This window comes from Halorubrum sp. DM2 (genome assembly GCF_901686465.1).
Lineage (GTDB): Archaea > Halobacteriota > Halobacteria > Halobacteriales > Haloferacaceae > Halorubrum.
On sequence record NZ_LR594487.1, the window covers coordinates 3,100,446 to 3,125,650 of the forward strand.

The 25,205-nt window shown below is 69.2% G+C and carries 30 protein-coding genes; 17 read left to right on the forward strand and 13 right to left on the reverse strand.

Going from position 1 to position 25,205, the window contains the following annotated elements; translation table 11 throughout:
• Positions 1-330: 330 nt before the first annotated feature.
• Complete coding sequence (locus tag QOL69_RS15565; RefSeq protein ID WP_283403909.1) at positions 331-735, reverse strand: hypothetical protein; 405 nt, start codon at positions 733-735, stop codon at positions 331-333.
• A 55-nt stretch (positions 736-790) separates the two neighbouring features.
• Entirely contained in the window at positions 791-1,267 is a 477-nt protein-coding gene (locus tag QOL69_RS15570) for a winged helix-turn-helix transcriptional regulator (protein WP_283403910.1), read from the reverse strand.
• 69 nt (positions 1,268-1,336) lie between these two features.
• Here QOL69_RS15570 and QOL69_RS15575 point away from each other — a divergent pair, with 69 nt between their 5' ends.
• Complete coding sequence (locus QOL69_RS15575) at positions 1,337-1,786, forward strand: DoxX family protein (protein WP_283403911.1); 450 nt, start codon at positions 1,337-1,339, stop codon at positions 1,784-1,786.
• Positions 1,787-1,854: 68 nt separating this feature from the next.
• On the forward strand, positions 1,855-2,337 hold the full coding sequence (locus tag QOL69_RS15580) for a VOC family protein (protein ID WP_283403912.1): 483 nt from the start codon (positions 1,855-1,857) through the stop codon (positions 2,335-2,337).
• Between the two features lie 42 nt (positions 2,338-2,379).
• On the opposite strand, the gene QOL69_RS15585 is transcribed toward QOL69_RS15580, so the two are convergent.
• The gene (locus QOL69_RS15585; protein WP_283403913.1) at positions 2,380-2,811 is read right to left on the reverse strand and encodes an SRPBCC family protein; all 432 of its coding nucleotides are present in this window, start codon (positions 2,809-2,811) and stop codon (positions 2,380-2,382) included.
• A gap of 476 nt (positions 2,812-3,287) precedes the next feature.
• Here QOL69_RS15585 and QOL69_RS15590 point away from each other — a divergent pair, with 476 nt between their 5' ends.
• Entirely contained in the window at positions 3,288-3,803 is a 516-nt protein-coding gene (locus tag QOL69_RS15590; protein WP_048077305.1) for a CNNM domain-containing protein, read from the forward strand.
• 38 nt (positions 3,804-3,841) lie between these two features.
• On the opposite strand, the gene QOL69_RS15595 is transcribed toward QOL69_RS15590, so the two are convergent.
• Positions 3,842-4,786: a hypothetical protein gene (locus QOL69_RS15595; RefSeq protein WP_283403914.1), complete on the reverse strand. Its 945-nt coding sequence runs from the start codon at positions 4,784-4,786 to the stop codon at positions 3,842-3,844.
• A 128-nt stretch (positions 4,787-4,914) separates the two neighbouring features.
• Here QOL69_RS15595 and QOL69_RS15600 point away from each other — a divergent pair, with 128 nt between their 5' ends.
• From QOL69_RS15600 to QOL69_RS15610, 3 genes are read left to right on the forward strand one after another with little or no spacing between them, the layout of a single operon-like run.
• Positions 4,915-5,928, forward strand: a complete 1,014-nt coding sequence (locus QOL69_RS15600) for an ABC transporter ATP-binding protein (RefSeq protein WP_283403915.1) — start codon at positions 4,915-4,917, stop codon at positions 5,926-5,928.
• A complete protein-coding gene (locus QOL69_RS15605; RefSeq protein ID WP_283403916.1) occupies positions 5,925-7,985 on the forward strand; it encodes an ABC transporter permease family protein in 2,061 nt (686 codons plus the stop codon). Before QOL69_RS15600 ends, QOL69_RS15605 begins: the two co-directional genes overlap by 4 nt.
• Positions 7,978-9,024: an ABC transporter permease gene (locus QOL69_RS15610; protein ID WP_283403917.1), complete on the forward strand. Its 1,047-nt coding sequence runs from the start codon at positions 7,978-7,980 to the stop codon at positions 9,022-9,024. The genes QOL69_RS15605 and QOL69_RS15610 overlap by 8 nt, the downstream gene beginning before the upstream one ends.
• Positions 9,025-9,068: 44 nt before the next feature.
• On the opposite strand, the gene QOL69_RS15615 is transcribed toward QOL69_RS15610, so the two are convergent.
• Positions 9,069-9,728, reverse strand: coding sequence for a trimeric intracellular cation channel family protein (locus tag QOL69_RS15615; protein WP_283403918.1), 660 nt, complete (start codon positions 9,726-9,728; stop codon positions 9,069-9,071).
• Positions 9,725-10,570: a DUF2797 domain-containing protein gene (locus tag QOL69_RS15620; RefSeq protein ID WP_283403919.1), complete on the reverse strand. Its 846-nt coding sequence runs from the start codon at positions 10,568-10,570 to the stop codon at positions 9,725-9,727. Before QOL69_RS15620 ends, QOL69_RS15615 begins: the two co-directional genes overlap by 4 nt.
• A gap of 130 nt (positions 10,571-10,700) precedes the next feature.
• On the opposite strand from QOL69_RS15620, the gene QOL69_RS15625 reads away from it, so the two are divergent.
• The gene (locus QOL69_RS15625) at positions 10,701-11,099 is read left to right on the forward strand and encodes a BsuPI-related putative proteinase inhibitor (RefSeq protein WP_283403920.1); all 399 of its coding nucleotides are present in this window, start codon (positions 10,701-10,703) and stop codon (positions 11,097-11,099) included.
• A 145-nt stretch (positions 11,100-11,244) separates the two neighbouring features.
• Here the strand turns inward: QOL69_RS15625 and QOL69_RS15630 are convergent, their stop codons facing one another.
• Entirely contained in the window at positions 11,245-11,739 is a 495-nt protein-coding gene (locus QOL69_RS15630) for a hypothetical protein (RefSeq protein ID WP_283403921.1), read from the reverse strand.
• A gap of 174 nt (positions 11,740-11,913) precedes the next feature.
• Positions 11,914-12,381 (reverse strand): hypothetical protein, encoded by a 468-nt coding sequence (locus QOL69_RS15635; protein ID WP_283403922.1) that lies wholly within the window; start codon positions 12,379-12,381, stop codon positions 11,914-11,916.
• A 166-nt stretch (positions 12,382-12,547) separates the two neighbouring features.
• Here QOL69_RS15635 and QOL69_RS15640 point away from each other — a divergent pair, with 166 nt between their 5' ends.
• Positions 12,548-12,997 (forward strand): hypothetical protein, encoded by a 450-nt coding sequence (locus QOL69_RS15640; RefSeq protein ID WP_283403923.1) that lies wholly within the window; start codon positions 12,548-12,550, stop codon positions 12,995-12,997.
• A 4-nt stretch (positions 12,998-13,001) separates the two neighbouring features.
• Here the strand turns inward: QOL69_RS15640 and menD are convergent, their stop codons facing one another.
• Positions 13,002-14,903 (reverse strand): 2-succinyl-5-enolpyruvyl-6-hydroxy-3-cyclohexene-1-carboxylic-acid synthase, encoded by a 1,902-nt coding sequence (menD, locus tag QOL69_RS15645; RefSeq protein WP_283403924.1) that lies wholly within the window; start codon positions 14,901-14,903, stop codon positions 13,002-13,004.
• Positions 14,904-14,975: 72 nt separating this feature from the next.
• Complete coding sequence (locus QOL69_RS15650) at positions 14,976-15,362, reverse strand: DUF5830 family protein (protein WP_283403925.1); 387 nt, start codon at positions 15,360-15,362, stop codon at positions 14,976-14,978.
• Positions 15,363-15,528: 166 nt separating this feature from the next.
• Between QOL69_RS15650 and QOL69_RS15655 the strand changes: the two genes are divergently transcribed.
• The 4 genes from QOL69_RS15655 (at position 15,529) to QOL69_RS15670 (ending at position 18,567) form a co-directional block, all read left to right on the forward strand.
• A complete protein-coding gene (locus QOL69_RS15655; RefSeq protein WP_283403926.1) occupies positions 15,529-16,587 on the forward strand; it encodes a VOC family protein in 1,059 nt (352 codons plus the stop codon).
• Complete coding sequence (locus tag QOL69_RS15660) at positions 16,584-17,279, forward strand: alpha/beta hydrolase (protein ID WP_283403927.1); 696 nt, start codon at positions 16,584-16,586, stop codon at positions 17,277-17,279. The genes QOL69_RS15655 and QOL69_RS15660 overlap by 4 nt, the downstream gene beginning before the upstream one ends.
• A 64-nt stretch (positions 17,280-17,343) precedes the next feature.
• Positions 17,344-17,886: a DUF2249 domain-containing protein gene (locus tag QOL69_RS15665; RefSeq protein ID WP_283403928.1), complete on the forward strand. Its 543-nt coding sequence runs from the start codon at positions 17,344-17,346 to the stop codon at positions 17,884-17,886.
• A gap of 132 nt (positions 17,887-18,018) precedes the next feature.
• A complete protein-coding gene (locus QOL69_RS15670) occupies positions 18,019-18,567 on the forward strand; it encodes a halocyanin domain-containing protein (RefSeq protein WP_283403929.1) in 549 nt (182 codons plus the stop codon).
• A 210-nt stretch (positions 18,568-18,777) separates the two neighbouring features.
• Here QOL69_RS15670 and QOL69_RS15675 read toward each other — a convergent pair whose 3' ends face one another.
• Entirely contained in the window at positions 18,778-19,566 is a 789-nt protein-coding gene (locus QOL69_RS15675) for a glycosyltransferase family 2 protein (RefSeq protein WP_283403930.1), read from the reverse strand.
• A 345-nt stretch (positions 19,567-19,911) separates the two neighbouring features.
• Between QOL69_RS15675 and QOL69_RS15680 the strand changes: the two genes are divergently transcribed.
• The 5 genes from QOL69_RS15680 (at position 19,912) to QOL69_RS15700 (ending at position 23,390) form a co-directional block, all read left to right on the forward strand.
• Complete coding sequence (locus tag QOL69_RS15680; RefSeq protein ID WP_283403931.1) at positions 19,912-20,730, forward strand: AAC(3) family N-acetyltransferase; 819 nt, start codon at positions 19,912-19,914, stop codon at positions 20,728-20,730.
• 74 nt (positions 20,731-20,804) lie between these two features.
• Entirely contained in the window at positions 20,805-21,008 is a 204-nt protein-coding gene (locus QOL69_RS15685) for a hypothetical protein (protein WP_283403932.1), read from the forward strand.
• Complete coding sequence (locus tag QOL69_RS15690) at positions 21,005-22,222, forward strand: glycosyltransferase family 4 protein (protein WP_283403933.1); 1,218 nt, start codon at positions 21,005-21,007, stop codon at positions 22,220-22,222. Before QOL69_RS15685 ends, QOL69_RS15690 begins: the two co-directional genes overlap by 4 nt.
• 110 nt (positions 22,223-22,332) lie before the next feature.
• Positions 22,333-22,839, forward strand: coding sequence for an NUDIX hydrolase (locus QOL69_RS15695; protein WP_283403934.1), 507 nt, complete (start codon positions 22,333-22,335; stop codon positions 22,837-22,839).
• A 20-nt stretch (positions 22,840-22,859) separates the two neighbouring features.
• Complete coding sequence (locus tag QOL69_RS15700; RefSeq protein WP_283403935.1) at positions 22,860-23,390, forward strand: DUF7344 domain-containing protein; 531 nt, start codon at positions 22,860-22,862, stop codon at positions 23,388-23,390.
• Positions 23,391-23,399: 9 nt separating this feature from the next.
• On the opposite strand, the gene QOL69_RS15705 is transcribed toward QOL69_RS15700, so the two are convergent.
• Together QOL69_RS15705 and QOL69_RS15710 are read right to left on the reverse strand one after the other, a co-directional pair.
• Complete coding sequence (locus QOL69_RS15705; protein ID WP_283403936.1) at positions 23,400-23,972, reverse strand: metal-dependent hydrolase; 573 nt, start codon at positions 23,970-23,972, stop codon at positions 23,400-23,402.
• Positions 23,973-23,975: 3 nt separating this feature from the next.
• The gene (locus tag QOL69_RS15710; protein ID WP_283403937.1) at positions 23,976-24,935 is read right to left on the reverse strand and encodes a DUF1616 domain-containing protein; all 960 of its coding nucleotides are present in this window, start codon (positions 24,933-24,935) and stop codon (positions 23,976-23,978) included.
• Positions 24,936-25,205: the final 270 nt, after the last annotated feature.

Below are 25,205 nucleotides of genomic sequence, written 5' to 3' on the forward strand. Positions count from 1 at the left end.
CGAGCGGTCGCCACCGGCGACCGCGAAGCAGCACCGCGCGAGGGAGTCGCGACCGAAGGGAGCGACGAGGCTGGGGAGGTGTGAGGCGCGGTTGCGGTGCTGTGCGGGGTGGGATTCGAAGGGGCAGCCGCGAGGGCGAAGCACGACGACGTAAGCACCGCAAAGAGCGAACGGAGTGAGCGACTGAGGAGCGCAACGAGTCGCGCGAGTTCTCGCGGCTGGGGCTTCGGCGGTCTTCGTTGTGACCCGATATCGACCGCCGTCACCGTCGGGTTCTCCGCTCGTAGACGCCACAGCGCACAAAATAGCAGTTCTCGAACTATCCCGACCTTAGCTTGTCAGGAACCGATCGCGACGCACCAACAGGAACGCGACGACGACCACCGGAATCGCCACGTAGACGAGCGGGACCAGACCGAACGTGAGAGTATCGAGCGCCGCTCGACAGAGGACGAGTACCGCAACCGTGAGCGTCCCGTACCACCCGACGGATCGCTGTTGGTAGACGCGAACCGCCAAGAAGAGGAACACGGCTCCGAGAGCGACCCACGTCACCCCTGCGTATAGCTGATAGCTGAGTCCGCCATCAACGACCGGTCCCGAGAACTGAACCAACAACGCGTACCAGAACGAGACGAGCCCGAACACCACCAGCCCGGCCGCGAGGCCGAGAATATCTGCTGGCGGAGCGTTTTCGGTGGCCTTCTCTCGGAGGGTGGAAGCGGTCCGGCTCATATGGGAGGGTGACGGCACGATCTCGGCGGAGACCGTTATTCCCCAGTCAGTACTCCTACGCCTGACACTCGGCGAGCCACTCGTGGGCCCAGTCGTCGATCTCCTCGAAGACGGGCGCGAGCGACTCGCCCTTATCGGTCAGACTGTAGTACGTCGCCACGGGCGAGTCCTCTTCGAGCCGTCGATGAACGAAGCCCGTCTCCTGGAGGTCGTCGAGCACGCGCGAGAGCGTCCGGGCGTTCGCGTCGGTCTCGCGTTTCAGCTCGTTGAACCGCGCCTCGCCGCTCAACAGCTCGTGGAGGACGACGAGCCGCCACTTCGAGCCGATCTGCTCGATCGAGTCGACGACCGGACAGGGGGTCTCGGGCGTGGTCGACGCGTCCGTCTCCGCCGACGCGCCCGTCCCCGCTGCCGCGTCCGCTCCCGCCGCCGGCGATTCGCTCGCGTCCGCCTCAGCCTCGCTCGCGGCCGCGTCGGCCTCTTCTGCCGCCGTGTCCGCCGTCTCCGTGCCGGCGAGTTCCTGCGATGACATCGGTGTTACCTACTAACCGTGTTGTCCGGGAAGCGATATATAGGTTACGTCCGTATAGCAGGTTACACGATGTTAGCTGAAATCACGACGCTACCGCTCCAGTTCGACACCCCCCTCGCGGGCGAGCTCTTCTTACTCGGCCGCCTCATCTTCGGCGTCACGCTCGCGTTCATGGGGCTCAACCACTTCATGGACCTCGAAACGATGGCCGGCTACGCCGAGTTCAAGGGGCTTCCCGCGCCGAAGTTCTCCGTGATCGCGTCCGGTACGGTCCTCGTCCTCGGCGGGCTGGGCGTCGCGGCGGGCGCGTTCCCCGTTCTCGCGGCCGGCGCGCTCGCGTTCTTCCTCGTCGTCTCCGCCGTGACGATGCACGACTTCTGGTCGATGGACGACCCCGAGGAGAAGCAGAACGAGATGACGAGCTTCCTGAAGAACGTCTACGGCGCGGGCGCGGCGCTCGCGCTGCTCGCGGTCGGCGGCACCGCGTGGCCGTACGCGGTCGGTCTCGGCCTGTTCTGAGGCGAGACCCTCGGTGAGCGGGTCCGACCGCCGGAACGGCTAACCGTCTCGCCGGCGAGGCCGGTGACATGAGCGACGCGCCGCCGACGACCGGACTCCACCACGTCACGAACATCTGTACGGACATCGAGGAGACCCAGTCGTTCTACGAGGACGTCCTCGGCTGGCACACGGTCAAGCGGACCCAGAACTACGACGACCCCGGTACGCCGCACTACTACTTCTCACCCACCCCGGAAGGCAAACCGGGAACCAACGTCACCTACTTCGAGTACCCCGACTCGCAGGGGACGCCCGGCCCGGGCGCGAGCCACCACTTCGCGTTCGGCGTCGAAGACGAGGCGACGCTCCGCGAGTGGCGGGACCACCTGCGCGAGAGCGACGTGCGCGTCTCCGAGGTGAAAGACCGCACCTACTTCAAGAGCATCTACTTCACCGACCCCGACGGCCTCGTCTTCGAGTTGGCGACGCAGGGACCGGGGTTCACCCGCGACGAGGACGACCCGGGGAGCGAGGTGATCGACCCGTTCGACGAGGGGTACGAGAACTGACCGGCCAGCCCTTGCGACCGAAGACCGCGGACTCCCACCGACTCACCCCTCGCCTTCGACGAGGGCCGCGAACCGGTCGAGTGCGCGCCGACAGACGGGGACGTACGCGGCCGCGACGAGCGGGACCTCGACGACGACTCGACACCGGTCCGAGCGCCCCGTATACCGGTCGACGCGGTGCCCGGTCGCGGGGACGCCGGCGACCCGCCAGTCCCAGCGGAGCCGCGTCGCGGCCGTCACCCGAAACGGGACCCAGACGCCTGCGATCCGGACTCGGCCGGTCGTTCCGGTCTCGACGTATCGGTCCGCGCTCTCGACGCCGCCGACGGACGGGCTCCACTCGGGCCACCGCCGGGTGTCCCGAAGCGCTCTCGCGGTCGACTCGGGCGGTGCGGCGACCTCGCGGCCGACCGCGAGCGTCGTCCCGTCTCTGACCACCGTCGATCGGTCGCGCGGCCCGGCGTTTCCGAACACGACTCACGCTTTGACGGCGGCGCGCTTCACCGTCGCGGTTCTCGGATCGGTTCCGTGCGTTCATCCGGTTTATCGGGGATAATACGGCGACAATTCGCGGTTCGTCCACCGATCGGATCGCGCTCGCGCCAGAGAGTATTAATACCTTATATGGTATGAGGACTCATTATCTCTTTCCACGAAGGGTTAATACGGAGGTCCGGGGTATCGGGAGTCAATATGGCAGACGACCGCGACAGCATGAAAGACGTCTCGCACACAGCACCGAACGACACCTCCGCGGACGCCGTCTGGGAACGAGGACGGGGACCGGTCGAAGAAGAGGAAGAAGAATAACTACCGCAGCCCCTGCGTCCTGCCGGAACCGTCGCCTCGCTCCGCTCCGATCCGCACACTGACACGAGAGCGGCAGGTACTCGCTCCGATCGCCGGCGTCCGGCCGACACCCTCTTTGACCTCGTCTTTATATACGACCCATGGTCGGAGTCGCATTCGGACTGGCCGGGATCGGGGTGGTAACCGTGTTGTTGGCGCTCAGCGCGTTCTTTTCGAGTTCGGAGACGGCGATCTTCTCGCTGCCGGCGGAGTGGTTCGAGAAGCAGGCCGCCGCGGACGACCCGCGGGGACACGTGTTGAAGGAGCTCTACGACGACCCCCACCGACTGCTGGTGACGCTGCTCGTCGGGAACAACGTCGTGAACATCGCGATTTCGAGTATCGTGACCGTGTTGGTCGCCAGCTACCTCCCCACCGGCGCAGCGGTCGTGGTGACGACCGCCTGTACGAGCGTTCTCGTCCTCGTGTTCGGCGAGATCGTCCCCAAGGCGTTCGGGCTCGGGAACGCCGAGACGTGGTCGCTGCGGATCGCGTCGCCGGTGCGACTCGTCGAGCGCGTCCTCTCGCCGCTCATCACGCTGTTCGACGGGGTCACGCGTCGGATGAACGCGTACATCAGCGGCGACGCGAACATCGAGAAGCCGTACACGGACTGACCCCTTGCCGTCCCTTATCTGCCCGGTTTTGCCCGGATTTATCGAGAGGGACCTTCGACGTCGCCGGCCCCTCCCTCGTCGACCTTCGGCTCCGTCGTCGCGACGCCGAGCTCCTCCGCCTCCGTGGGCGCTCGACCGAGCATCGCCCGCAGCGACGACCACGCCTGCCGTCTGTCCCCGCCCTTCGAGAGGGGGATCCCCGCGAACGACGCCGCCGGGTGCGTGGTCTCGGGACCGAGGTGGTCCATGTGGGCCGATATCCACGTGAACGCGGTCGAGAAGACGGTGAGAACGACGAATGAGACCCACGACTCGGTCGCGGACAGACCCGCCGCACCCACGACGACGCCGGCGATCACGTAGACGAAGGCGACGAAGATCAGTAGCACCGTCACCGTCGCCAACAGGTCGTTGACCGCGGTGACGCGGGCGTTGTAGTCGATCCACTCGGCGTAGCTCCGAAGCAGTCGCTCGTCGAACTCGGCGTCGCTCGTCGGCGTTTCGTCGCCTCCAAGCCACGAGCCCTCGCTCCGCTCGGCGGCGATGACGGCGTCGACGGCGCGGAGGTCCAACCCGCCGCGGAGGTCCGAGGCGGTGTAGGTGACCGCCGCCAGCCCGGTCGACGCGAGCAGGAGGAGGCCGCCCGCAACGGTGAACGGATTGAGGAAGGCGGCCAGATCCACCGTCGTCTGGACGACGATCGAACCGCCGGTGACAACGATCCCGATGAGCAGCAGGTTCGCCTTCAGGATCTCGATCGCCTTGTTGTCGATCTCGCGGAGTCGCTCGACCTGATAGTCGAACGTGGTGCGAAGCTCTTCGCGGGTCGTCGCCGCGACGGCGGGATCGATCACCGCACCCCCGACCGCCCTCTCTGACACGGGACCCTCGGATCCCCCGTCAGGGTGATCGGCCGCCGCGACGCCGCCGGCGTCGTCCGGCGCGTCGTTGTGACCGCCCGCGGCTCCCCGTCGGTCGCTCATGAAGGGTCCATTCTCGAAGCGCCGTGGTAAGGCTACCGGCGACGGAAGGCGGCGTCGGCCGGCGCATCGTTCTCGCGGCTGATACCCGCGGGCGTGGGTTTAACCCGAGCGCCGGCGGAGGCGCACGCATGATCGAGGTGTCGGGGCTGCGGAAGACCTACGGCGACTTCGCGGCCGTGGTCGACAGCGACTTCGCCGTCGAGGAGGGGGAGGTGTTCGGGATCGTCGGCCCGAACGGAGCGGGAAAGACGACGACGCTGAAGGTGCTCGCCGGGCTCGTCGAGCCGACCGACGGCGAGGTGACCGTCGCCGGGTTCGACGCCTCCGACCCCGAGATGCGCCGCCACCTCGGATTCCTGCCGGAGGAGTCGCCGCTGTACGAGGAGATGACCGCCCGGTCGTACCTCCGCTTCTTCGCCGACCTCTACGACGTGCCGCGAGACGTCGCCGACGAACGGATCGAGGCCGCGCTCGACCGCCTCGAACTCGACCACCGCGAGCGCCGCCTCGGCGACGTCTCGAAGGGGATGAAACGGAAGGTCGCCATCGCGCGCTCGCTCGTCAACGACCCGGACGTGCTGGTGTACGACGAGCCGGCCTCCGGGCTCGATCCGGTGACGACGAACTCCGTCCTCGCCTTTACCCGCGAGCTGCGCGAGACGGGCAAGACGGTCGTCTTCTCGGCGCACAACCTCTACCACGTCGAGTCGGTCTGCGACCGTGTCGTCGTCATGAACGAGGGCCGGATCGTCGCCCGCGGGAGCGTCGACGGGATCCGCGAGCAGCACGGCGAGACGACCTACCGCGTGTTCACCGACGTCGAGCCGACGGCGACGCCCGCGCTCGCCGACCTCGACGCGACCACCGAGGAGGTCGGCGACCGCTTCCGGACCGCGGTCCCGAGCATGGACGCGGTCGCCGCCGTCCGCGAGGCCGCCGCCGACGCCGGCGGCGAGGTCGTCGACATCCGGAGTCACGAGCCCAGCCTCGAAGACGTGTTCCTCGACATCGTCGGGCGGCCGATGCCCGGTCGGTACACCGGCGACCTCGGCGGTGAGTCCGACGAGTCGGCGGGAGGCGACGCGAGCGACGCCGACGGAGCTGAGGCGGAGACGGCGACCGCGACGGAGGCGACCGAGTGATCGACCGGCTGCGCCGCGTCGGCCGGCGGCTCGCGGTCGCCGTCCGCCGCGTCCTCCGGGTCGCCAAGTGGGAGTCCGCCCGCGCGTCCGGGGGCGTCGACCGTCGGACGCTCGCGGCGGGGATCGCCCTACTGCTCGTCGCCGGCGGCGTCGTCGGCGTCGGCGTGGCGACGGGCGTCGCGGGTCTCGACGTCGACCGCGACGTCTACCGCGTCGGCGTCGACGCCGAGTCGCCGTACGCGGACGCGATCGACGAGGAGTCGTCGCTCCGACCCGTTTCGGCCGGCACGGCGTCGCTCGGCGACTCCGCCGACGCGGTCGTAGTGACGGTGGTGCGCCCCGGCGCGGGCGACGACGGGGAGATCGACTCGGCGGACGTCGAGGAGGTCGTCGTCCGCGCGAGCGACACGCGGAAGGGGAAGGCAGCGGCCGCGACGGTCCGCGAGGCGGTCGAGGCGCACAACGAGCGCCTGATGCGGGCCGAGCCGAACCGGACGGCCGCGTTCCCGGTCAGCGTCACGCTCCGGTACGTCGGGCGAACCACCGGGCTCGACGACGGCGCGACGCTCGGCGGGGGCGGCGGTGGCGACGGTGGCGACGGTGGCGGATCGGGAGACGGCGCTGGCGGCGGCGGAGGCGACGGCGGAGGCGGCGGTGACAGCGGGGGCGACGCGACGGGCGACGACGGGAGCGGCGACGCGACGACCGGTGACGGTGGCGGAGACGCCGCGAGCGACACCGGTTCCGTCGACGGCGACGCGGGATCGGGCGACGGCCGGTTCGCGGTGCCGTCGATCGGCGGCGGTGCCTTCGGCGCGGACACGGTCGGGTCGCCCGGGTCGATCACGCCGCCGTTCCCGTTCACCTCGCTGCTCTTAGCGTTCGCCTTCCTCGTGCCGATGAACTTCCTGATCCAGGCGTACGGCTCGTCGATCCTCGACGAGCGGACGAACCGGCGCGGGGAGCCGCTCTTGGTCACCCCGCTGTCACCGGCGGAGATCGTCGCCGGTAAGACGCTGCCGTACGCCGCGGCCGCCGCGGTCGTCACGACCCTCATCGCGCTCGCCGTCGGCGGCGGACCGCTCTCCGTGCTCGCCGTGGCACCGGTCGCGGCGGCGTTCCTCGGGGCGACGTTCGTCGGCGCGATGTTCGCCCGCTCGTTCAAGGAACTGACCTTCGTCACGGTGGGCGTGAGCGTCCTGTTGACGACCTACGCGTTCGTCCCGGCCATCTTCACGAACGTGACGCCCGTGGCGCTCGTCTCGCCGCTGACGCTCGTCGTCTTCGACCTCCAGGGAGAGGCCGTCTCGGTCGGCGAGGCGCTCTTCTCGACGGTGCCGATGGCCGTCGGCGCGACGCTGCTGTTCGGGCTCGGCGTCGGCGTCTACCGCGAGGAGGACATGTTCTCACAGAAGCCGGTCGGGCGGAAGTTCCTCGACGCGCTCGCCGTGCGACTGTCCCCGGTCCCGGTCGGCCGCGGAGTCCTCGACCGAGACCGGCTCCGCGCGCTCGGCTCCGTCGCGTTCCTCACCGCCTGTACGATCCCCTTCGTGTTCGTCGCGGAGCTGCTCGCCGTCGCGGTACTGTTCGCGTTGCCCGTCACGGTGTCGATTCCGGTGTTGCTCGTCGCCATCGCGTTCGTCGAGGAGGTCGCGAAGAGCGTCGGCCTCTACGCCGGCTTCGAGCGCGGCGTCTTCGAGCGGTCGGACGCCGTCGGCGGCGGGAGCGGCGACGGGACGCTCCGGGTCGCGCTCGCGGTCGGGATCGCCTCGGGGACCGGCTTCTTCCTCGCGGAGAAGGCCACCGCCGTCGTTCAGGCGGTCGGCCTCACCGACTTGTTCCTGGGCCGCGCCGCCTTCGGCGACGTGACCGGACTCTCCGGGCTGCCGCCGCTCGCGCTCGCGGCGCTCTTTTTCGCGCCGCTGGTCCTCCACGTCGTCACGACGGGCGTCGCCGCCGTCGGGGCGAGCCGCGGGCGGACCGCCTACGCGCTGGCGCTCACGGCCGCGACGCTGGGACACGCCGCGTACAACGTCGGGGTGGTGAGCCTTGGATAGCCGCCTGACGATCGCCGGGCGGGAGCTCGCCGGGCTGCGCGCCGAGAAGACGATCCTGCTGGCGATCGGGATCCAGCTTTTCATCGCGATGTTCTCGTCGTTCCTCGTCGTCGGCCTCGTCTCGATGTACGACCCGGGCGCGCTCGACGGGGCGGAGATCGAGGTCGCCGCCGCGGGCGACGCGGTCGACGACTTGGAGCGCGCCGCCGCGGAGGTCCCCGGAGCCTCCGTCACGCCATACGCCGACGCGGACGCGGCGCGGAGCGCGTTCGAGCGGAACGCGGCCGACGCGGTGGTGGTCGCGACTCACACGGAGTCCGGACGAGTGTCGACCGCCGTCACCGCGCCGGACGCCACGGTCGAGACGACGGTGATCGTGGTACAGCTGCGCGAGCTGTTGCGGACCTACGAGCTGGACGAGCGAGACCGCCGGGCCTCGTTCCTCGACGAGTCGCCGCTCCCGCTCCCCGACCGGGGGGAGACCAGCCCGTACTTCTCGTTCACCTACACCGTGTTGATCCCGGTGTTGGTGTTCCTCCCCGTCTTCATCTCGGGGTCGCTCGTCGTCGACTCGATCACCGAGGAGCTCGATCAGGGAACGATGGAGCTGCTCCGGGTCGCCCCCGTCACGCTCGCCGAGATCGTCGACGGGAAGGCGGCGGCGGCGATCGGGATCGCCCCCGGACAGGCGCTGCTGTGGCTCCTCCTCTTGGAGGTGAACGGCACGTCCGTCGCGAACGTCGGCCCGATATTGGCGCTGATGACCGCGCTCACGACGCTCGTCGTCGCCGTCGCGGTCGGCATATCGGCGGTCGCGCCCGACCGCCGGGCGGCGCAGCTGCTCTACTCCGTCGCGGTCCTCGTGCTGTTCGGTGGCGCGACCGCGATGGCCGGCGGCCCCGCGAACGCGGTGGCGCGGCTGGCGATCGACAGCGCGGACGCGACGACCGGGCTCCTCGTTGTCGCGTACGCAGTCATCGCCGGGGGCGCGTACCTCGGCGTCCGCCGCGTCGTCGCAGTCGAGGGGTTCGGTCGCTAAGCGCCGGGGGGTTCGAGCGGTGGCGAGTCCGGTCGCTGAAGGACTCAATCACCGATCCGCTCGTCGAGCTGTGTCGCCGTCGGGAGCCGCCAGCCGTACACCACGGCGAGGAGCCGGACGCCGACGGTCACCGCCGCGCACGTCGCGGCCGCGACGCCCGAGGGCGCGCCGAGCGTCCCGACCAGCCAGTACGCGACACCGCCCAACACGGCACAGCTCGCGTAGAAGTCCTCGAAGAGGATGAACGGGGGTCGATCGAGGAGCACGTCGGCCAGCGCGCCGCCGCCGACGGCGTTGATCGTCGCGACCGCGACCACGCCGAACGCGGACACGCCGGCGTCGGTCGCGACGATCGCGCCGGTGGCCGCGAAGGCGGCGAGTCCGACGGCGTCGGCGACGACCGTCAGAGGGTGTTCGTCGGGGGAGGCGAGCCGCGCGCTCAGCGCCACTGCGAGCGCGACGCCGACCAGCCCGAGGAGGATCTCGACCGGCGAGCGCAGCGCGAGCGGGACGCGGGCGACGAGCAGATCGCGAGTGACGCCGCCGGCGAACGCCATCGCCAGCCCGACGACCGCGACGCCGAAGAGGTCGAACTCCTCGCGGACTGCCTTGCTCGCGCCCACTAAGGCGAACGCGACCAGTCCGACCGTGTTCATCGCGGCGAACGGGTCGCCGAAGAGCGCCGTCAGGACGCCCCCCGTCACCCGCCGAACGCGCCGAGGCTCGACTGTAGCTCCCGCTCCGGTACGGCGTCGGTCAGTTCGTGGCCGACGAGGTCTCGCGCGTCGACCGCGTACGTCGATCCGCCGCGGTCGAGGACAAGCACCCGTCCCTTCCAGCCGCGGACGGTCCCCGCGGCCATCGTCTCGGCGACGGGGCGCTCGTCGAGGTCGAGCCCGTAGTCGAAGTCGAACCGCTCGATCGGGTCGAACCGGTCGAGCAGCGCCTCCCACGCGGCCTCGTCGACCGCGCGCCCGAACCCGTCGAGCTTCGTCGGGACGCGGACGCGGTCGACGAGGTCGTCGCCGGCGGCCAGCTCGGACTCCACCTCGCGGGCGATCCGACCGTTCGGGAACGTCCGAATATGTGCCGCGCGGTCGGCCCCCTGTTCGTGGAGACGCGTTCGCAGTCGCCACTCCCTAGTGACGCCCACTTTCAGCACGTCGGGCGCGAACGCGGCGAGGTACATCGCGTGCGTCTCGTGGCAGTCCATCTCGTCTTTCAGACACGTCCCGGTACACCGGGCGCACACCCAGACGTGACTGTGGTCGTCGCAGTGGGGCGCGTCGGGCGCGTCGCAGGCGATATGGTCGCCGTCGTGGACGGTCCCGGCGCAGCGCCGCTCACCGAGGCCGAACGCGAGTTCGGTCCCCGGGGCGGCCTCGACGTAGTCGACGCTCCCGCCGCTCGCGACGTAGAGTCCACCGCCGACGGGCCCGTCCGCATCCTCGGTCTCGTCGACCGGATCGTCGTCCGACGGCGACGAACTACCGTCCGACGCCGACGGATCGCTTCCGACGCCCGTCTCGTAGCCGACGACCTGCACGCCCAGCGGTACGGGGAGCCGGGGCTTATAGCCGTCGTCGGGCGTCCGGGTCGCCGCGTCTTCCGAACGGGCGAGACGCGGCCGCGGCGCGCGACGAGGTATTTTGTTCAGGGACGACGCAGACGCTACCATGCTCGACGCGGCGCTCGCGGCGACCGAGACCGACGACGGGGTGGCGCTCTCGCTGCGGATCAAAAACGGCGGGGCAGAGCCGGTCACGCTCCAGTTTCGGACCGGCCAGCGCGCGGAGTTCACCGCGTACCCGACGGGCGAGTCCGGTGACGGGACGAGAGACGGTCCGGCAAGGGGCGACTCGTCCGGCCGCGACCCGGTCGACTCGGTCTGGCGGTACGGCGCGGGCCGAATGTTCACGCAGGCGCTCGCCAGCGAGACGCTCACCCCGGGTGAGTCGGTCACCTACGAGGGAACGTGGCGGAACCCGCCCGCCGGAACCTACCGGATCGTCGGCGAGGCGGCAGTGACGGACCGCGACGTGCGCGCCGACGCGGTCGTCGTCGTGGAGGCGTGAATTTGGCTCTGTTGAAGTCCTCAGAAGGTAATCGGTTTCTTTTCTCGATCGCTCAGTACAGGGAACTCACATCGCTCAAAATACACTCCTCAGTGATCGGCTGCTTCAGGCGAGAATCTGTCTAAAGAAGGGATTTCAACAGAGCCTATTCCTCTTCTTTGGATGTCTGGAACGATTCTTTGAGTGCGTTTCGAAGAATACTGTTATCTAACTCATTTTCTTCAATACCAGTACTGGTTACTCGAAACCCGATTCCCTCATCATTTAGAAAAGCAACAATGAGCGGGTATAGTTCATGTGTATCCATTTCTAGGTCCTGAATCTCGTCCAACTCCTCTATCATATCATACGATACCTCACCGCTGTCGACTTTTTCAGGGTCTAGGCCGATCCACGTGGCTATCGCTCGGTTGTCCTCGTTAGTATAGTGGCGGATAACTTGATAGAAGTCAAATGGATCCTCCGAACGTATACCACGCTGAACGATGGGTTCTGTCCCTTCGTATCCTCGTTCGCGTATCTTTTTGTCGAGATCTGCGAACTTTGTGGTGTCGTAGACTCTCTCCAAGAGCATATCTCGTTTCTGCCCAACCACCTGCTGCCTCAGATTTTCACGACTGTTTTCGTTATCTTTGCCCATTTTGTATCGCTATTCTAGAATCATGAGTGGCAGATACTAAATTAATCTCCGTATCTAGTACGCTCGCAGATTAGCATACAAATCTACCAGATGGACGTGCGGTCAGCACGCAGCTCTCATCGACCGGCTGTTTCAGGCGAGAATATATCTGAATAATAGGGTTTCAACAGAGCCTCAGTCGTGGGTTTGTACCGAGTCTGGTCTGTTGTTTCCCTTTCTGAAGTGGCGAACTCCGTACTCCGCTCCACCCGCGACAAGAGCCAGTGCGACCACGACGACCCATCCAATCAGATACCAACCAAATGGTGTGGGGCCAACAGGAGTTGGAGTCACAGGTGGGGCAACATACACAGACCACGTTCCATATGCCGAGACGGTGAGTGTCCCGGCGACGATGAACGACGGGGTAACGAGCTGCTTCGTAACCAGAAGCAGAGTCGGTATCGCTCCGAGCAACATAGCGCCAATACTGTTGTAGACGAGGAATAAGTCAACGCGCGTCGTGAAACCGAACCATATCCAAAGCATCCCTGCGATTAACAGATGGAGAATACCGCCGAACAAAGCGAAACCGAATGCTCGACGAGACGGGAGAATAGCCGTAACTGGTGGGACCATGACGAACTGATAACAGACTGCCATGATAAGCCTTCTCCGTGGTATGAATGACTCACGCCGTGTATGAGAAGCAACAAATGTTCAATAGGCAGATCTCGTCGACCAGGCGTTTCAGGCAAGAACATACCTGAATAATAGCATTTCAACAGAGTCATGAATTTATAAGTGCCGCGCAGTGCGACGCCTCGGCATGCGCACCGCAGCCCTCCCACCGGTCGTCGCCGCGGTCGTCGCGCTCGCGGTGAGCGGAATCAGACGGCTCTCGGCGATCCTCCTCGAATCGTCCGTCTCGATCCGGCCGGCCGAACGGCTCACGACGTACGTCATGAGCGGTCGGTTCGTCGGCTTCGCCCTGATTTACGGCCTGCTGTTCGGCGTCGCGTTCGCGGCCGGCCGGCGGGACTCGGATGTCTCCGCAACGTCGACCGCGCTGGCGACGGGCGCGAGCGCGACCGTCGCGTTCCTCGTCGGCTCGGCGGTCGTCCTCTCGTATCTCTCCGCGGACCGCAGCGTGGTCGTCACCGCCGTCTTCGCGCTCGGCGCAGGTCTCGGGATCGGGATCCAGTTCGCGGTCGTCACGTACGCGGGGATCTCGCTCGGCGACGCCCGCCGCGACGGATCGAATCCGACCGCCGCCTGACCGCTTACTCTCCCGGTCCCTCGCCGTGAACCGCGCGCTCGACCGCGGCCGCCAGCCGCTCGCGCGTCCGGTGGCTGGACTCGGCGTCGGTCTTGACCTCGATCAGGTGCGACCCCGCCGCCTCGTGGGCGCGGGAGACGGCGGTCGCAAGGTCGTCGGCCACCGCGGCCGCACGCTCTGCCGAGTCTTCGCCGCGGTCCGCGAGCGCCTCGGGACGCGCGTCGATCCGGGCGTATTCGAGCCCGTGAAGCTCCGAGAGCGGCTCGAACGCCAGCCCGTGCGGCGTCTTGAACGACTCGGTGAACGGGGGTTCGAACGCCTCGATCGGCAGTTCGTGGAAGATGCCGCCGCCGTCGTTGTTGATCGCCACGACCGTCGCGTCGACGTCGCAGCGGTCGATCGCGAGCAGACCGTTCGAATCGTGGTACAGGGCGAGGTCGCCGAGGACGAGCGTGAGGTCGTCGGTCGTCCCGGCTCCCGCGCCGAGCGCGCTGGAGACGATGCCGTCGATGCCGGAGACGCCGCGGTTACCGAGCGCGGTGACGTTCGCGGTCGTCGGCCCGACGAACCGGTCGAGGTCGCGGACGGGCATCGAGTTGGAGACGAACAGCGTCGCGGGGTCGGGGAGCGCGCCCGCGACCGCGCGGAGCGCGTCGCCCTCGTGGAATCCGGCGACGGTGTCCGACTCACCGGCACCGCTCACGTCGGCCTCACGGGCGTGAACCGCCTCGGCGGTCCGGTCCGCCGCCTCCCACTGCGCGCGCCAGTCCGGGTTCCCGCCGCCGCCCGCGACGAGCCGCGAGAGGCGGGCACAGAGCCGGCTCGGCTCGCCGACGACGAGGTCGGTGGCGGCGAACTCCGCCTCGCGCCAGCGGCCGGCGGGGTCGACTTGGTACTGGTCGGCCCCCGTCTCGGCGAGGTACTTCCGGAGCCGCTTCGAGGTCGGCGACGCGCCGAGCCGGAGGACCGCGTCGGGGTCGGCCCAGTCGGCGCTCGGAGCGTCGCCGCCGTCGTCCGCGTCCGCTCCGTCGCCCGCGAGGTCGGCCGAGAGGTACGCGTCGTAGCCCCCGATCACGGGCGCGACGCGGGTGTGGCCCCCGTACCGGAGCCCGGAGAGCGGGTCGGCCAGCACGGGGAACCCGGTGGCGTGCGCGAGCGCGGTGACCGACTCCGGGTCGATCCCCGGCGGGTCGGCGGGACCGGCGACGATCAGCCCGCGGTCGGCGTCCCCGAGGGCGTTCGCGAGCGCGCGCAGTTCGTCGTCACCCGGCTCGGGCGCGCCGGGCGTCACGTCGACGTAGGGGCCGTCGCGTCCGCGCTCGGCCGCCGCCGGGAGGTCGTCGGGCACGTCGCCCGGTATCGGCGTCGGCTCCAGCGGCTTCTCGAAGGGGACGTTGAGGTGGACCGGTCCCTGGTCGGCCCCCTCCGCGGCCGCGACGGCGCGGGCGACGGTGGTGCGAAGCGACCGGAGCGCCCGGTCGTCCGCGGCCGGCTCCGGGAGGTCCTTGTAGTACCGGACTGCGTCGCCGTACAGCTTCTCCTGGTCCGCGGTCTGGTTCGCGCCCGAGTCGCGCAGCTCCGGGGGGCGGTCGGCGGTGAGCGCGAGCAGGGGGACGCGGGCGTTGCTCGCCTCCATCACGGCCGGGTGGTAGTTGGCGGCGGCGGTGCCCGAGGTACAGATCAGCGGCGTCACCCGGCCGGTCCGCCGAGCGCGGCCGAGCGCGAAGTACGCGGCGGAGCGCTCGTCGAGCTGGGAGAACACGCGGAGCTCGTCGTGGCCCGCGGCGGCGACGGTCAGCGGCGTCGAGCGGCTGCCGGGCGAGGCGACGACGGCGTCGACGCCCGCGGCGACGAGCTCGTCGACGAGCGCGGTCGCCCACAGGACGTTCCGGTTCGGCGCGGTCATTACCGCCGCTTCGGTCTCCGGCGTAAATACTCCGGCGGGTTCGGTCGCGGTTGGGTTCGGTCTCTCTGAGTTCTACTCCGACTCGGTCTCTCTCCCGGTCACCTTTCGGATACACGAGGAGCCGAACGGCCCGAGTTCGCCGGCGTCAAGCTTGACGAAGTGGCCGGTCGAGATCGACGCGCCGCACCGGCGACACTCGAAGTCGCCCTCGCGGGCGACGACCTGACTGTCGTACTCCACGTACGTGCCGCCCCGGCGGATCCGGAGCCGAGCGCCGTCGCGGTCGATGACCCCCCGCTTCTCGGCGGCGTCGAGGATGTCCCGCGTGAGCGCGGGGCTGGTCGTGATCGTCTCGATCCGGTCGACGGCCGCGGCGAGGTCGAGCTCCTCGCGTTCGAGGTGCGCCAGCAGCTCGACGCCGAGTTCCAGTTTCTCGTCGCGGGTCGTCGGCTCCGTCACGGCCGGCGAAACGGCACGGTCGGTCTTAAGTCGGCGGGATGACGGTCCGACCTCTGACCGAGCCGCCCGCCGACCGGTCCCGGCGTCGCCCCGCCGAGCGCTCCTGCCGACCCCGCCGATCGCTCCCACCGACACCGACTTTCCCGCGCGGCCCCGATCGGAGCCCATGCTCTCTGACACCCCCGGACTCCACCACGTCACGGGGATCGTCGGCGACCCCGAGACCCATGCCGCCTTCTACGGCGAGACGCTCGGCCTCCGCCTGCTCCGCCGCACGGTGAACTACGAGGAGATCCTCCAGTATCACCTCTACTTCGGCGACGCGACCGGCTCGCCCGGCTCCGTGTTCACCGTCTTCCCGGACCCGACGGGCGATCCCGGACGGACCGGGAAACCCGGCTACGAGGCCGTCGCGTTCGCGGTGCCGCCGGACTCGCTCGACTACTGGCGCGACCGCCTCGCCGACCGCGGCGTCGAGGCGGGACCGATCGACGCCGAGGCGCGCTTCGGCGACCGCGGGCTGACGCTGGCGGACCCGTCCGGCACGCGGATCGAGCTGATCGCGGACGCGGACGGGAGTGAGAGCGGGAGCGGCGACGGCGAGACCGAGAGTGGGCCCGAGAGCGACGGAGCCGACCCGTGGACCGACAGCCCCGTCCCGGTGCGGCACGCGATCCGCGGGCTCTGCGGCGTGACCGCGCTCCCCGCGGACTCGTACGGGACCGCGAGCGTGCTGGAGACGCTCGGCTTCGAGTACGAGGCGGAGTCGGCCGATCGGGTGCGGTACCGCGCGCCGGGCGACCGCGCGACGGTCATTGATCTCCTCGACCGCGACGCCGCGTACCTCCGCGAGGGGCCGGGGACGCTCCACCACGCCGCGGTGCGCGTCGCGGACCGCGAGACGCTGCTGGAGTGGCACGAATTGTTCCGGGAGCGCGGGTACGACGTGTCGCGCGTGAAGGACCGCCACTTCTTCTACTCGCTGTACGTCCGCGGTCCCGGCGGGCTTCTCGTCGAACTGGCGACCGAGGCCCCGACCGACGACGGGCCGCCGGGGCCGGGCCTCGCGGACCCGGACGCGACCGGGCACGCGACGGATCTGTACCTTCCGCCGCGCTTCGAGTCGGACCGCGACCTGATCGAGTCGCAGCTCCCGCGGTTCGACTGGCCGGAGGCCGGCGATTCGGACCACCGAGACACCGGCGACGCGAACTCGCTGCGATGAGCCAGCAGATTCGCGGCGTCTCCGGGCCGCACGCCGAGGCGACGCTCGTCACCGGCGGCGCGCCGGCCGCGGCCGCCGAGGCCGCGGTCGTGCTGGTCCACGGCCGCGGCGGCACCGCAGAAGGACTGATTCGGCTTGCGGACGAGTTCTACCGGTCGGGAGTCGCCCTCCTCGCGCCGGGCGCGGTCCGGTCGACGTGGTACCCGGCCCCCCACGAGGCGTCGCTGTCGGCCAACGAGCCGGCGCTGACCTCCGCGGTCGACTGCGTCGCGGCCGCGGTCGACGCCGCGCGCGACACCGGCGTCCCGACCGATCGCATCGTGCTCGTCGGCGTCTCGCAGGGGGGGACGGTCGTCGCCGAGTCCCTCCGCCGTCGCCCCCGCCGGTTCGGCGGCGCGTTCGTCGTCTCGGCCGCGCTGCCGGGCGACGACCTCGACTCGGCCGAGGTGGAGGGCTCGGAGCGGGAAGGGGACGGTAACGGCCCCCTCTCCGGGACCCCGGTGGCGCTCGACAGCAGCGAGGCCGACCCGTACGTGCCCGCCGACCGCGTCCGGGCGACCGCGCGCGCCTTCGAGCGCGCCGGTGCCGCGGTCGACCTCCGGATCGACCCGGGGGACGGCCACGGGCTCTCGGACGCGACGATGGGCCGGATCGGCGAGCGACTCGGGGAACTGCTCGGCGACAGTCACTGACACCGCCCGTCCGAACGTGTTCGCGCCGCTCGACATGCGTCCGTAGCGTCGAGGGTGAACTGCGATGACCGAACTCGACGTCAGAGAGATTCCTCCGAACGAGCGACACGACCGGATCCACGACGCGTTCGACGACTTGGAGCCGGGCGAGTCGCTCACGATAGTGAACGACCACGACCCGAAGCCGCTCTACTACGAGCTGTCGGCGGAGGTCCCCGCGTTCGACGACGAGGCGTACGCGGTCGAGCGCGAGGGGTCAGAGCGGTTCGTCGCCGAGCTGCCGAAGGTGGCGTCGGCGTCCGAACCGGAAAAAGTCCGGATCGAGAACATCGACGGCGAACCGGCCGCGCAGGCGTTCCCCGAAAGCGAGCCGAAGACCGTCCGGCTCTCGCTGTCCGCGGGCGAGGGCGTCGCGGAACACGACCACCCGGACAAAGACGTGCTGTTCCACGCGCTGGAGGGCGTCTTCGACGTCGCACTCGACGGCGAGGACCACCGCGTCGAGGCGGGCGAACTGCTCCGGTTCGACGGCGAGCGGCGCGTGGAGCCGACCGCGCGCGAGGACGCCACCGCGCTGATCGTGTTGGCACCGCGGGGCGACCCGTAGCCGGACCCGGTCCCCGTTGGGATCGACGGAACGGGGTGAGGCGTCTGTGCCGAACATATTCGCCGCGTTCCCGATCGACGGGGCGACGCACAGGGCGTTACAACCACACGCGACCGATCGACGACCGAACGCATGACCGACGACACCACACTCGATCGACGACGGTTCGTACAGGCGACGACCGCCGCGAGCGCGACGCTCCTGCTCGCCGGCTGTTCCGGCGGCGGCGACGGCGGTGACGGCTCGGACGGCTCGGACGGCGGAGACAGCAGCGACGGGGGCGACGGCTCCGACGGTTCCGGCGACAGTGGCGACGGCGGCGACACGCAGTACCTCGGCGAGGAGCCGGACTACGGCGGCTGGCTCGGAGACGCCAACAACTACGAGCAGACCGTCGACGCCACCGGCCAAGATCAGGTCACGGTCGACGTCGGCGCGGGGGACGGCCTCGCGTTCGGCCCGGCCGCGGTGGCGGTGAGCCCCGGGACCACCGTGGTCTGGGAATGGACCGGAGCGGGCGGCGGCCACAACGTCGCCGCGGAGTCGGGCGACTTCGAGAGCGAGACCGCGACGGAGGAGGGACACACCTTCGAGTACACGTTCGAGGAGACGGGGACGTACGAGTACGTCTGTACGCCCCACAGCTCGGTCGGAATGAAGGGCGCGGTCGTCGTCCAGTAGTTCCGCCGAGAGCCGCCGTCCCAGCCGTCTCTCGGTAGGCGATCGCACGGCGAGCGTTCGGCCGGACCGACGCGGGCGTCAGTCGGTGGTCGGCTCGCTCTCGGAGACGACCGCCTCCTCGCCGGAACACGGCCTAGAGTATGAGACGCTTTACCGGCTTTCTCGCCCGTTTCGGGGTTCGGGGACCGGTGAGCGAGCTCGGTCCCGAACCTACCGGCCGGCGTCCGCCGCTGACGTCGGTTCGCGCCGATCGCGAGTCCTGTCGCCCCGACGGCGCATCCCCCGGACGCGGCCGGCGGCCCGCGCCAGCGTGCCGGCACCGTGAAGCAGCGCCGACCGAACCGGGAAGCCGACGTAGTTCGTCGGAGTGACCGCGTCGCTGAGGATCGTCAGCCACTGCTCCCGCCTGCTCAGTCCCTTCTTGGTCCACAGGTACGGCTGCTCCACCTCTTGGCGGTACGTCTTCGTCAGGTAGTCCGACACCGAGTCGGCGTAAGGGTGATCGACCACCAGCTCCGGGTCGTAGTAGATGGGAGAGACGGAGAGCACCCGTTCCGCGAGTTCGACCTCCTCGTGACCCCACGGGATCGCCTCGTCCCACCCGCCGACCTCGTCGAACACGTCCCGGTGGACCCCCATGTTACAGCCCCAGAAGCGCGTGACGTAGCGCGGCTCGTCGCCGAAGTCGTAGTGGTTGGTGAGCTTCCCGGCGAAGATGTCGTCTCGGGGGTGGACCGTCCGCCCGGCGACGGCGGTCTCGGTCTCGAAAATCTCCGACATCCGGGAGAGGTACCCGTCTCGCGGCCGGGAGTCGTCGTCGAGGAACACCAGTTTGTCCGATTCGGCGCGCTCGATGCCGGCGTTCCGAGCCGCCGTCGCCGTCGACTCGCTCTGGAGACAGACCTCGTAGTCGGAGAAGGAGTTCGCGGCCAAGTAGTCGAGACACTCGACTTTGTCCCGTGATTTCAGCGTGGGGATAATGACGCTAATCTCGGTCATGCGACTCCGAACGGACCTCCGAGGCTTCGTTATGGACGGCCTATCGATCCCTCCTCGTCGCTCCGACCCGGGTTTACCGGACCGCCCCGGCGGCCGATCGCCGGATCGAATCGGTCCGCGGACGGTCGTCGGGGGCGACTCGGCCACGGGCCGGCGTACACATGCTCCCGAGGTCGACCGCCCGGGGGGAGCCCGACCGTCTCGCGCTCGACGCTCCGCCGCGACGCGCGGTCGCGGTCTCGACCGGTAACGTCCGACTACCCGCGGATAGGATGGTGGTAACTACACGACCGACCGCCGATCGACGGGTACGATCGGGTTATCCGGAGCCCCGAGTACCCAGCCATGGTACCCGAGACACTGACGGACGCCAGTCGAGTCGCGAACCTGGCCAAACACCAGACGCTCAAGCGCCTGAACCGGCGACGAAGCGCCGGCGAGGTGCCGGTCTCCCGGCTGGACGAGCTGCTCGACCGCCACGGCGGAGCGCACTCGAAGGCGTTCGTTCACGCGGGGCTGAGCGACGTGAAACGGGCGTTCGACACCGACCCCTACGCGTTTCTCCGATCGAAGCTCAACGAGCACTTCCGGAGCGTCCTCACCCCGGGCTTTACGGACTACTTCGCCACGTCCGGCGTGTACCACAAGCAGTACTCCCGACCGAAACACGGCACGTTCGGGCCGCTTTTCCTCCAAGACGCCGACTATCGGACCGACGACGCGATGAAGTCGATCTTAGTGGAGGGTCCCTACCGGTTCGACGGCTGTCGACACTCGGACAGCTACCACGAGGACGGCTGTTTCGCCCGACTCGTCGAGGAGGACACCCTGATACTCGACGTCGGGACGCCGTGGATCACCTGTTCGCACCTCCACTACTTCGAGAGCCGCGCGGACCTCGACTACGTCGCCGAGGAGACGTTCGAGGGGGTGATCTGCTCCGAGGGGGCCGGCTGCGAGCCGATCGAGCAGACCTGCGGGGTCCGCACGTCGCCGTTCTACTCGTGGAACAAGCCGAAGCTGACACGCGATCTGGAGCGGGACGGCGTCCTCCACCGGTACGACCTCAACGGGCTTCGGGTGCTGTTTTTCACCTTAGGAGACCTGAAGTCGTCGCTACTACCGCGGCTCGACGCGGACCCGAACTACCTCGTGACGCTGTGACGCCGCCGCCGCGCCGACCCGCCTCGCGGCGGTAGCCGACGGATAACAAAACTCGCGACCCCGGAGGTGTCGGTATGAACGACGACTCCCGGCCCGACCGGCCGGAGACGGGCTTGGACCGCTTCGATCGTGGCGACAACAGGCGGTTCGACCGCACGCTCTCCGGACTGTTCGACCGTCTCTTCGGGACATTCGACCACCTCTCCGAGACGTTCGACCACCGATTCGCCGGAATCGTCGCCCGCGGGCGGTCGGCGTTCGATCGGGGGACGAGATGAGCGTCGTCGAAGGAGTCGACGGGGAGTCGGCGTCGGAGCCGAACGCCAGCGAGTCGAACGTCCCGTCGTCGACGGAGGTGCTCGTCGTCGGGCCGGCGGGATCCCGGACGGAGGGGACGGGCGGCATCGGTCGGTACATCGCGGAGCAGCGGCGGCACCTGAAAGGCCGGGTCTCCTTGGATGTCGTCGACACCGCCGTGCGGACGCCGGAGCGACCGGTCGAGTACCTCCGGACGGCGGCGGTCCTCCTGTCAGTGTGGGTCGGCTTCCTCGCCCGCCGTCGTCCCGACATCGTTCACGTCCACACCTCGCACTCGTTTTCGTTCTACATCTCCGCGCCGTACGTGCTCGTCGCCGGGCTGCTGTGGAACCGACCCGTGATACTCCACGTCCACGGCTCGTCGTTCGACACCTTCCTCGAAGACGCGTCGCCGCTGGCGGCTCGTTTCCAGCAGACGGTGTTCGGGGCCTGTACCGCGGTCGTCGCCCTGTCGGACCACTGGCGCGACGTCCTCGCGACGCGCGTTCCGCCGGAGCGGATCGTCGTCGTTCCGAACGCCGTCGACCCGGACGAGTACGACCCCGATCCCGCCGCCGACCCGCCGCACCTCGTGTTCGTCTCGAACCACATCGAGCGGAAGGGGATAGTCGAGGTGACGGAAGCCGTCGACGAACTTCAGGACTCGGGGCTCCGGTTCCGGGCGACGATCGCCGGTAGCGGACCGCTCTCGGGCCACGCCGAGGCGGTCGCCGAGGCGCACGACGCCGTCGACTACGCCGGGTTCGTCTCCGAGGAGCGGAAGCGAGGTCTCCTCGGCGAGGGGAGCGTCTACGTCCTCCCGACGAGCGCGGAGGGACTCCCGATCGCCGTCTTGGAAGCGATGGCCGGAGCGAACGCGATCGTCTCGACCGACGTGGGGGGGATCCCCTCGATCGTCGACGAGTCGAACGGCGCGCTCGTCGCTCCCGGGGACGTCCGGGGCCTGACCGACGCCCTAGAGGAACTGCTCTCGGACCCGGAGCGGACCGAACGGATGGGTCGGGCCAGCCGACGCCGCATCGAGGAGTCCTACGCGTGGCCCGACGTCGTCGACGAACTCCTCTCGCTGTACGCGCGCGCCCTGAGCGACGCAGAGGGTGCGAACGACGACAGCGCTGCGAACGACGACGGCAGTGCGGACCCCGACGGCGCGGGCGTCGGCGTCGAGACCTGAACGACGACGGCCCTCCGCGAGGCGACGGGCCGCCGGAGACGTCAAGAAAGCCGTTCCTGTCGGGGGTATGAGCCGCATAATAATCAGTACGGGTCGTGTCGAAGGCGCGTATGTCGAACCACCCTTCCGACGGTTCCATCCGGCGGGTACGCGACGAGCGGGGGACTTCGTCGGTCCCCCCGAACGTGCCGGAGGGTGTCCCCGAGCGGCGGGAGCTCAGAGTCGGTGCCAAGGCCTTCGTCACGGACCGAGACCGGGTACTGCTCGTCAAGGAGCGCCGCGAGGACGGCTCGACGTTCTGGACGCTCCCGGGCGGCGGCGTCGAGTCCGGGGAGTCCTTCGCCGAGTGTCTCCGCCGCGAGCTCGACGAGGAGATCCGGTGTCGCGCGACCGTCGGGGAGCGGGTCGGCCGCTGCGTCTACCGCCACACGAGTCGACCCGCGACGACGGTGTACTCGGTGTTCGACGCGACCCTCGGATCGGAGCCGGAACCCAATCCGACTGAACGCGTCCTCGACCACGCCTGGCTGGAGCCGGCGGACCTCCTGCCGACGACGCTCGACCCCGTCGAACGCTTCATCCACCAGTCGGTGGCGGGGACGGACGGGGACCGATAAGCGTCCACACCGACTCACAAATGACAGAAACCCGGGAAAACGGACTGAGCCAAGACGCACTGTTTAGCCTCCTCAGCAATCCGCGACGGCGGTTCATCCTTCGGTATCTGAACAGGACCGACGAGAGCATCCAACTACAGGACCTCGCCGCGGAGGTCGCGGCGTGGGAGAACGAGACGGACCGAGAGGCGCTGACCAGCAAACAGCGGAAGCGGCTGTACGTCTCCCTGTATCAGACGCACATCCCGAAGCTCGAAGAGGCCGGTATCGTCGAGTACGACGGCGACACCGGTCAGATACGGCTCACCGACAGAGGCGGCGATCTCAACCGGTACCTCGACGTGGACGCTCCCGACGCCGACGGGACGCGCCGCTGGGGACGCTATTACCTCCTCCTCGCGCTCGTCGTAGCGCTGGCGTACGGGGCGCTCGCGGTCGGCGGGGGGCCACTGGATCGGACCGGTGTGGTCGTGATCGGCGTCGGGTGGGTCCTCCTGGCCGGTCTGGCCGCGGTCCACTACCTCAAGACCGAACGCGACGACGGACGTTGAGGCGTCGGTTCATCGCTTCGAGCGGCCGAACGTCCTCAACAGGCCCCAACCGGGTTTCCCGTCGGCGAACCACAGCGCCAGCGTCCCGCAGAGCAGGAGGGCCTCGATCAGGAAGTACGTCCGTCCCATCCCGCCGCCGAGGAGCGCTCGACTGTCCAGCAACAGCTGCCAGGTCTTCGCACCGAGCCCCGGAGCGGGCGCGGCGGGCGTCGCGTAGACCGGCCACAGGAACGACGGGAGGACCGGCGGCCGACTGAACAGGACGGCGAACAGGATGTCCCCGAGAACGTGGCTGACGTAGCCGACCGCGACGGCGAGGCCGAGCGCCGGGTGACCTCGCCGCCGGAGGGCGACCGCGACGGCGAGCGCGGCGGGAACGCCGACGAGCAGGGAGTGCGCAGCGCCGATTCCGTTGCTCAACAGTCCGAACTGCCAGGCGAGCGGCTTGTCGACGAGATCGGGCAGCTGCGTGGCGACCGCGAGGACGACCGCGGCCCGGTCGGTCGGTCGACGATCCAACCCGATCCGCACAAACGCCGAGAACGCGACGTAGCCGACCGCGAGGTGACCCCAAGGCCACATGGGTCACTCACCGGCCGTCCCGGCGGGCTGGACGTCGAACCAGACGTAGGTGGTCCTGTAGGCGGACTCCGCCGTCGGGTTTTCGGGGGGCTCACCCCGGTAGAGGTACGTGACGAACCGAACGTTCTCGCCGGTGAGCGTCGCCCGGAACTCCTGCGGTTCGCGCCAGCTCTCCCCGTGTGTCAGCTCGAAGGCGTATCGGTCGATCTGTCGGCTGTCCACGACGATGACGGACCGGCCGTCGACCTGGACCCGTTGGAGTTCCGTGACGGCCGTGTACTCGACCGACCGGTGTTCATCGTTGGTCACGCCGACGGTGATGGTCGCCGACTCGCCCGCCGTGAGGGTCTCCGGGTACTCGTTCGCGACGAACTCGCCGTCCTGTTCCGTCAGCAGGTGGAGGTCCGTCGCCGTCTCGCCGTCGACGGGGACGGTCACCGCCGCGCCCAGCGTGCCGACCGCGAGGAAGACGCTGACGGCGAGAACGACGGTGGTCGGACCCGTCTCATCGGGTAGCCGGCCGGGAGACGACGAGCCGGCCCCTCGCGGTCCGGCCGGTCTCGGTCCCCCCTCGCCGCTGGAGTGACGAGCGCGGCGCACGACCGTCGCCGCAGCGCCGAGGACGACGTACGCGGAGGCGGCCGCGACGAGCCCCCACCTGGTCAGCGCTCCCGTGGACAGCGAGACGAGGATCGCCAAGAGCGGGAGTATCGCCAGACTGCCGCCGAGCGAGAGCGCGGACCGCTCGACGAGCGCCGCGAACGTCCACGGCTCCCGTTCGCGCTCGGCGTACGCGAACGCCGCCGTTACGTACCCCGGAAGCACCAAGAGGAGCAGGAGGGCGGGCTGAAGCCGGACGGCGCTCGTCGTCCCGACCGCGGTCACCACGATGGCGACCGCGACCGACCCACCGACCACGAGGAGGTCGCGGCTGGCTAACAGCTCGTCGGCCAGCGAACTCATCGCTGCCGGGAGCCGACGCGTCCGGTCTCGGGGTTCGCGTCGGCGGCGGCGGCCGCTCCGGAGCGGGCCGAGGGCGGACGGAACGAGCGTCGCGGTCGACTGCTGCGCGACGCGACCGATGCGGAGCGGCGGTCACTCACGTTGAACGCGGAACGGCGGTCACTCATTTCGTCGGGTACTGCGTCGAGTCGGCGTATCGTTATGCGGAGCCTATCGCGTTCGTCGGACGACGGATCCGGGCGTCCTCCGGCTCGGTAAGTCGACGTTACC

What these genes read in the sequence shown, in the direction of transcription:
- QOL69_RS15590 (WP_048077305.1), top strand. Translation starts at nt 3,288, where the DNA reads ATGGTCGGAGTCGCATTCGGACTGGCCGGGATCGGGGTGGTAACCGTG.
- QOL69_RS15695 (WP_283403934.1), top strand. Translation starts at nt 22,333, where the DNA reads ATGTCGAACCACCCTTCCGACGGTTCCATCCGGCGGGTACGCGACGAG.
- QOL69_RS15670 (WP_283403929.1), top strand. Translation starts at nt 18,019, where the DNA reads ATGACCGACGACACCACACTCGATCGACGACGGTTCGTACAGGCGACG.
- QOL69_RS15700 (WP_283403935.1), top strand. Translation starts at nt 22,860, where the DNA reads ATGACAGAAACCCGGGAAAACGGACTGAGCCAAGACGCACTGTTTAGC.
- QOL69_RS15625 (WP_283403920.1), top strand. Translation starts at nt 10,701, where the DNA reads ATGCTCGACGCGGCGCTCGCGGCGACCGAGACCGACGACGGGGTGGCG.
- QOL69_RS15685 (WP_283403932.1), top strand. Translation starts at nt 20,805, where the DNA reads ATGAACGACGACTCCCGGCCCGACCGGCCGGAGACGGGCTTGGACCGC.
- menD (WP_283403924.1), bottom strand. Translation starts at nt 14,903, where the DNA reads ATGACCGCGCCGAACCGGAACGTCCTGTGGGCGACCGCGCTCGTCGAC.
- QOL69_RS15640 (WP_283403923.1), top strand. Translation starts at nt 12,548, where the DNA reads ATGCGCACCGCAGCCCTCCCACCGGTCGTCGCCGCGGTCGTCGCGCTC.
- QOL69_RS15705 (WP_283403936.1), bottom strand. Translation starts at nt 23,972, where the DNA reads ATGTGGCCTTGGGGTCACCTCGCGGTCGGCTACGTCGCGTTCTCGGCG.
- QOL69_RS15575 (WP_283403911.1), top strand. Translation starts at nt 1,337, where the DNA reads ATGTTAGCTGAAATCACGACGCTACCGCTCCAGTTCGACACCCCCCTC.
- QOL69_RS15665 (WP_283403928.1), top strand. Translation starts at nt 17,344, where the DNA reads ATGACCGAACTCGACGTCAGAGAGATTCCTCCGAACGAGCGACACGAC.
- QOL69_RS15675 (WP_283403930.1), bottom strand. Translation starts at nt 19,566, where the DNA reads ATGACCGAGATTAGCGTCATTATCCCCACGCTGAAATCACGGGACAAA.
- QOL69_RS15710 (WP_283403937.1), bottom strand. Translation starts at nt 24,935, where the DNA reads ATGAGTTCGCTGGCCGACGAGCTGTTAGCCAGCCGCGACCTCCTCGTG.
- QOL69_RS15580 (WP_283403912.1), top strand. Translation starts at nt 1,855, where the DNA reads ATGAGCGACGCGCCGCCGACGACCGGACTCCACCACGTCACGAACATC.
- QOL69_RS15635 (WP_283403922.1), bottom strand. Translation starts at nt 12,381, where the DNA reads ATGGCAGTCTGTTATCAGTTCGTCATGGTCCCACCAGTTACGGCTATT.
- QOL69_RS15655 (WP_283403926.1), top strand. Translation starts at nt 15,529, where the DNA reads ATGCTCTCTGACACCCCCGGACTCCACCACGTCACGGGGATCGTCGGC.
- QOL69_RS15690 (WP_283403933.1), top strand. Translation starts at nt 21,005, where the DNA reads ATGAGCGTCGTCGAAGGAGTCGACGGGGAGTCGGCGTCGGAGCCGAAC.
- QOL69_RS15570 (WP_283403910.1), bottom strand. Translation starts at nt 1,267, where the DNA reads ATGTCATCGCAGGAACTCGCCGGCACGGAGACGGCGGACACGGCGGCA.
- QOL69_RS15680 (WP_283403931.1), top strand. Translation starts at nt 19,912, where the DNA reads ATGGTACCCGAGACACTGACGGACGCCAGTCGAGTCGCGAACCTGGCC.
- QOL69_RS15630 (WP_283403921.1), bottom strand. Translation starts at nt 11,739, where the DNA reads ATGGGCAAAGATAACGAAAACAGTCGTGAAAATCTGAGGCAGCAGGTG.
- QOL69_RS15565 (WP_283403909.1), bottom strand. Translation starts at nt 735, where the DNA reads ATGAGCCGGACCGCTTCCACCCTCCGAGAGAAGGCCACCGAAAACGCT.
- QOL69_RS15595 (WP_283403914.1), bottom strand. Translation starts at nt 4,786, where the DNA reads ATGAGCGACCGACGGGGAGCCGCGGGCGGTCACAACGACGCGCCGGAC.
- QOL69_RS15660 (WP_283403927.1), top strand. Translation starts at nt 16,584, where the DNA reads ATGAGCCAGCAGATTCGCGGCGTCTCCGGGCCGCACGCCGAGGCGACG.
- QOL69_RS15600 (WP_283403915.1), top strand. Translation starts at nt 4,915, where the DNA reads ATGATCGAGGTGTCGGGGCTGCGGAAGACCTACGGCGACTTCGCGGCC.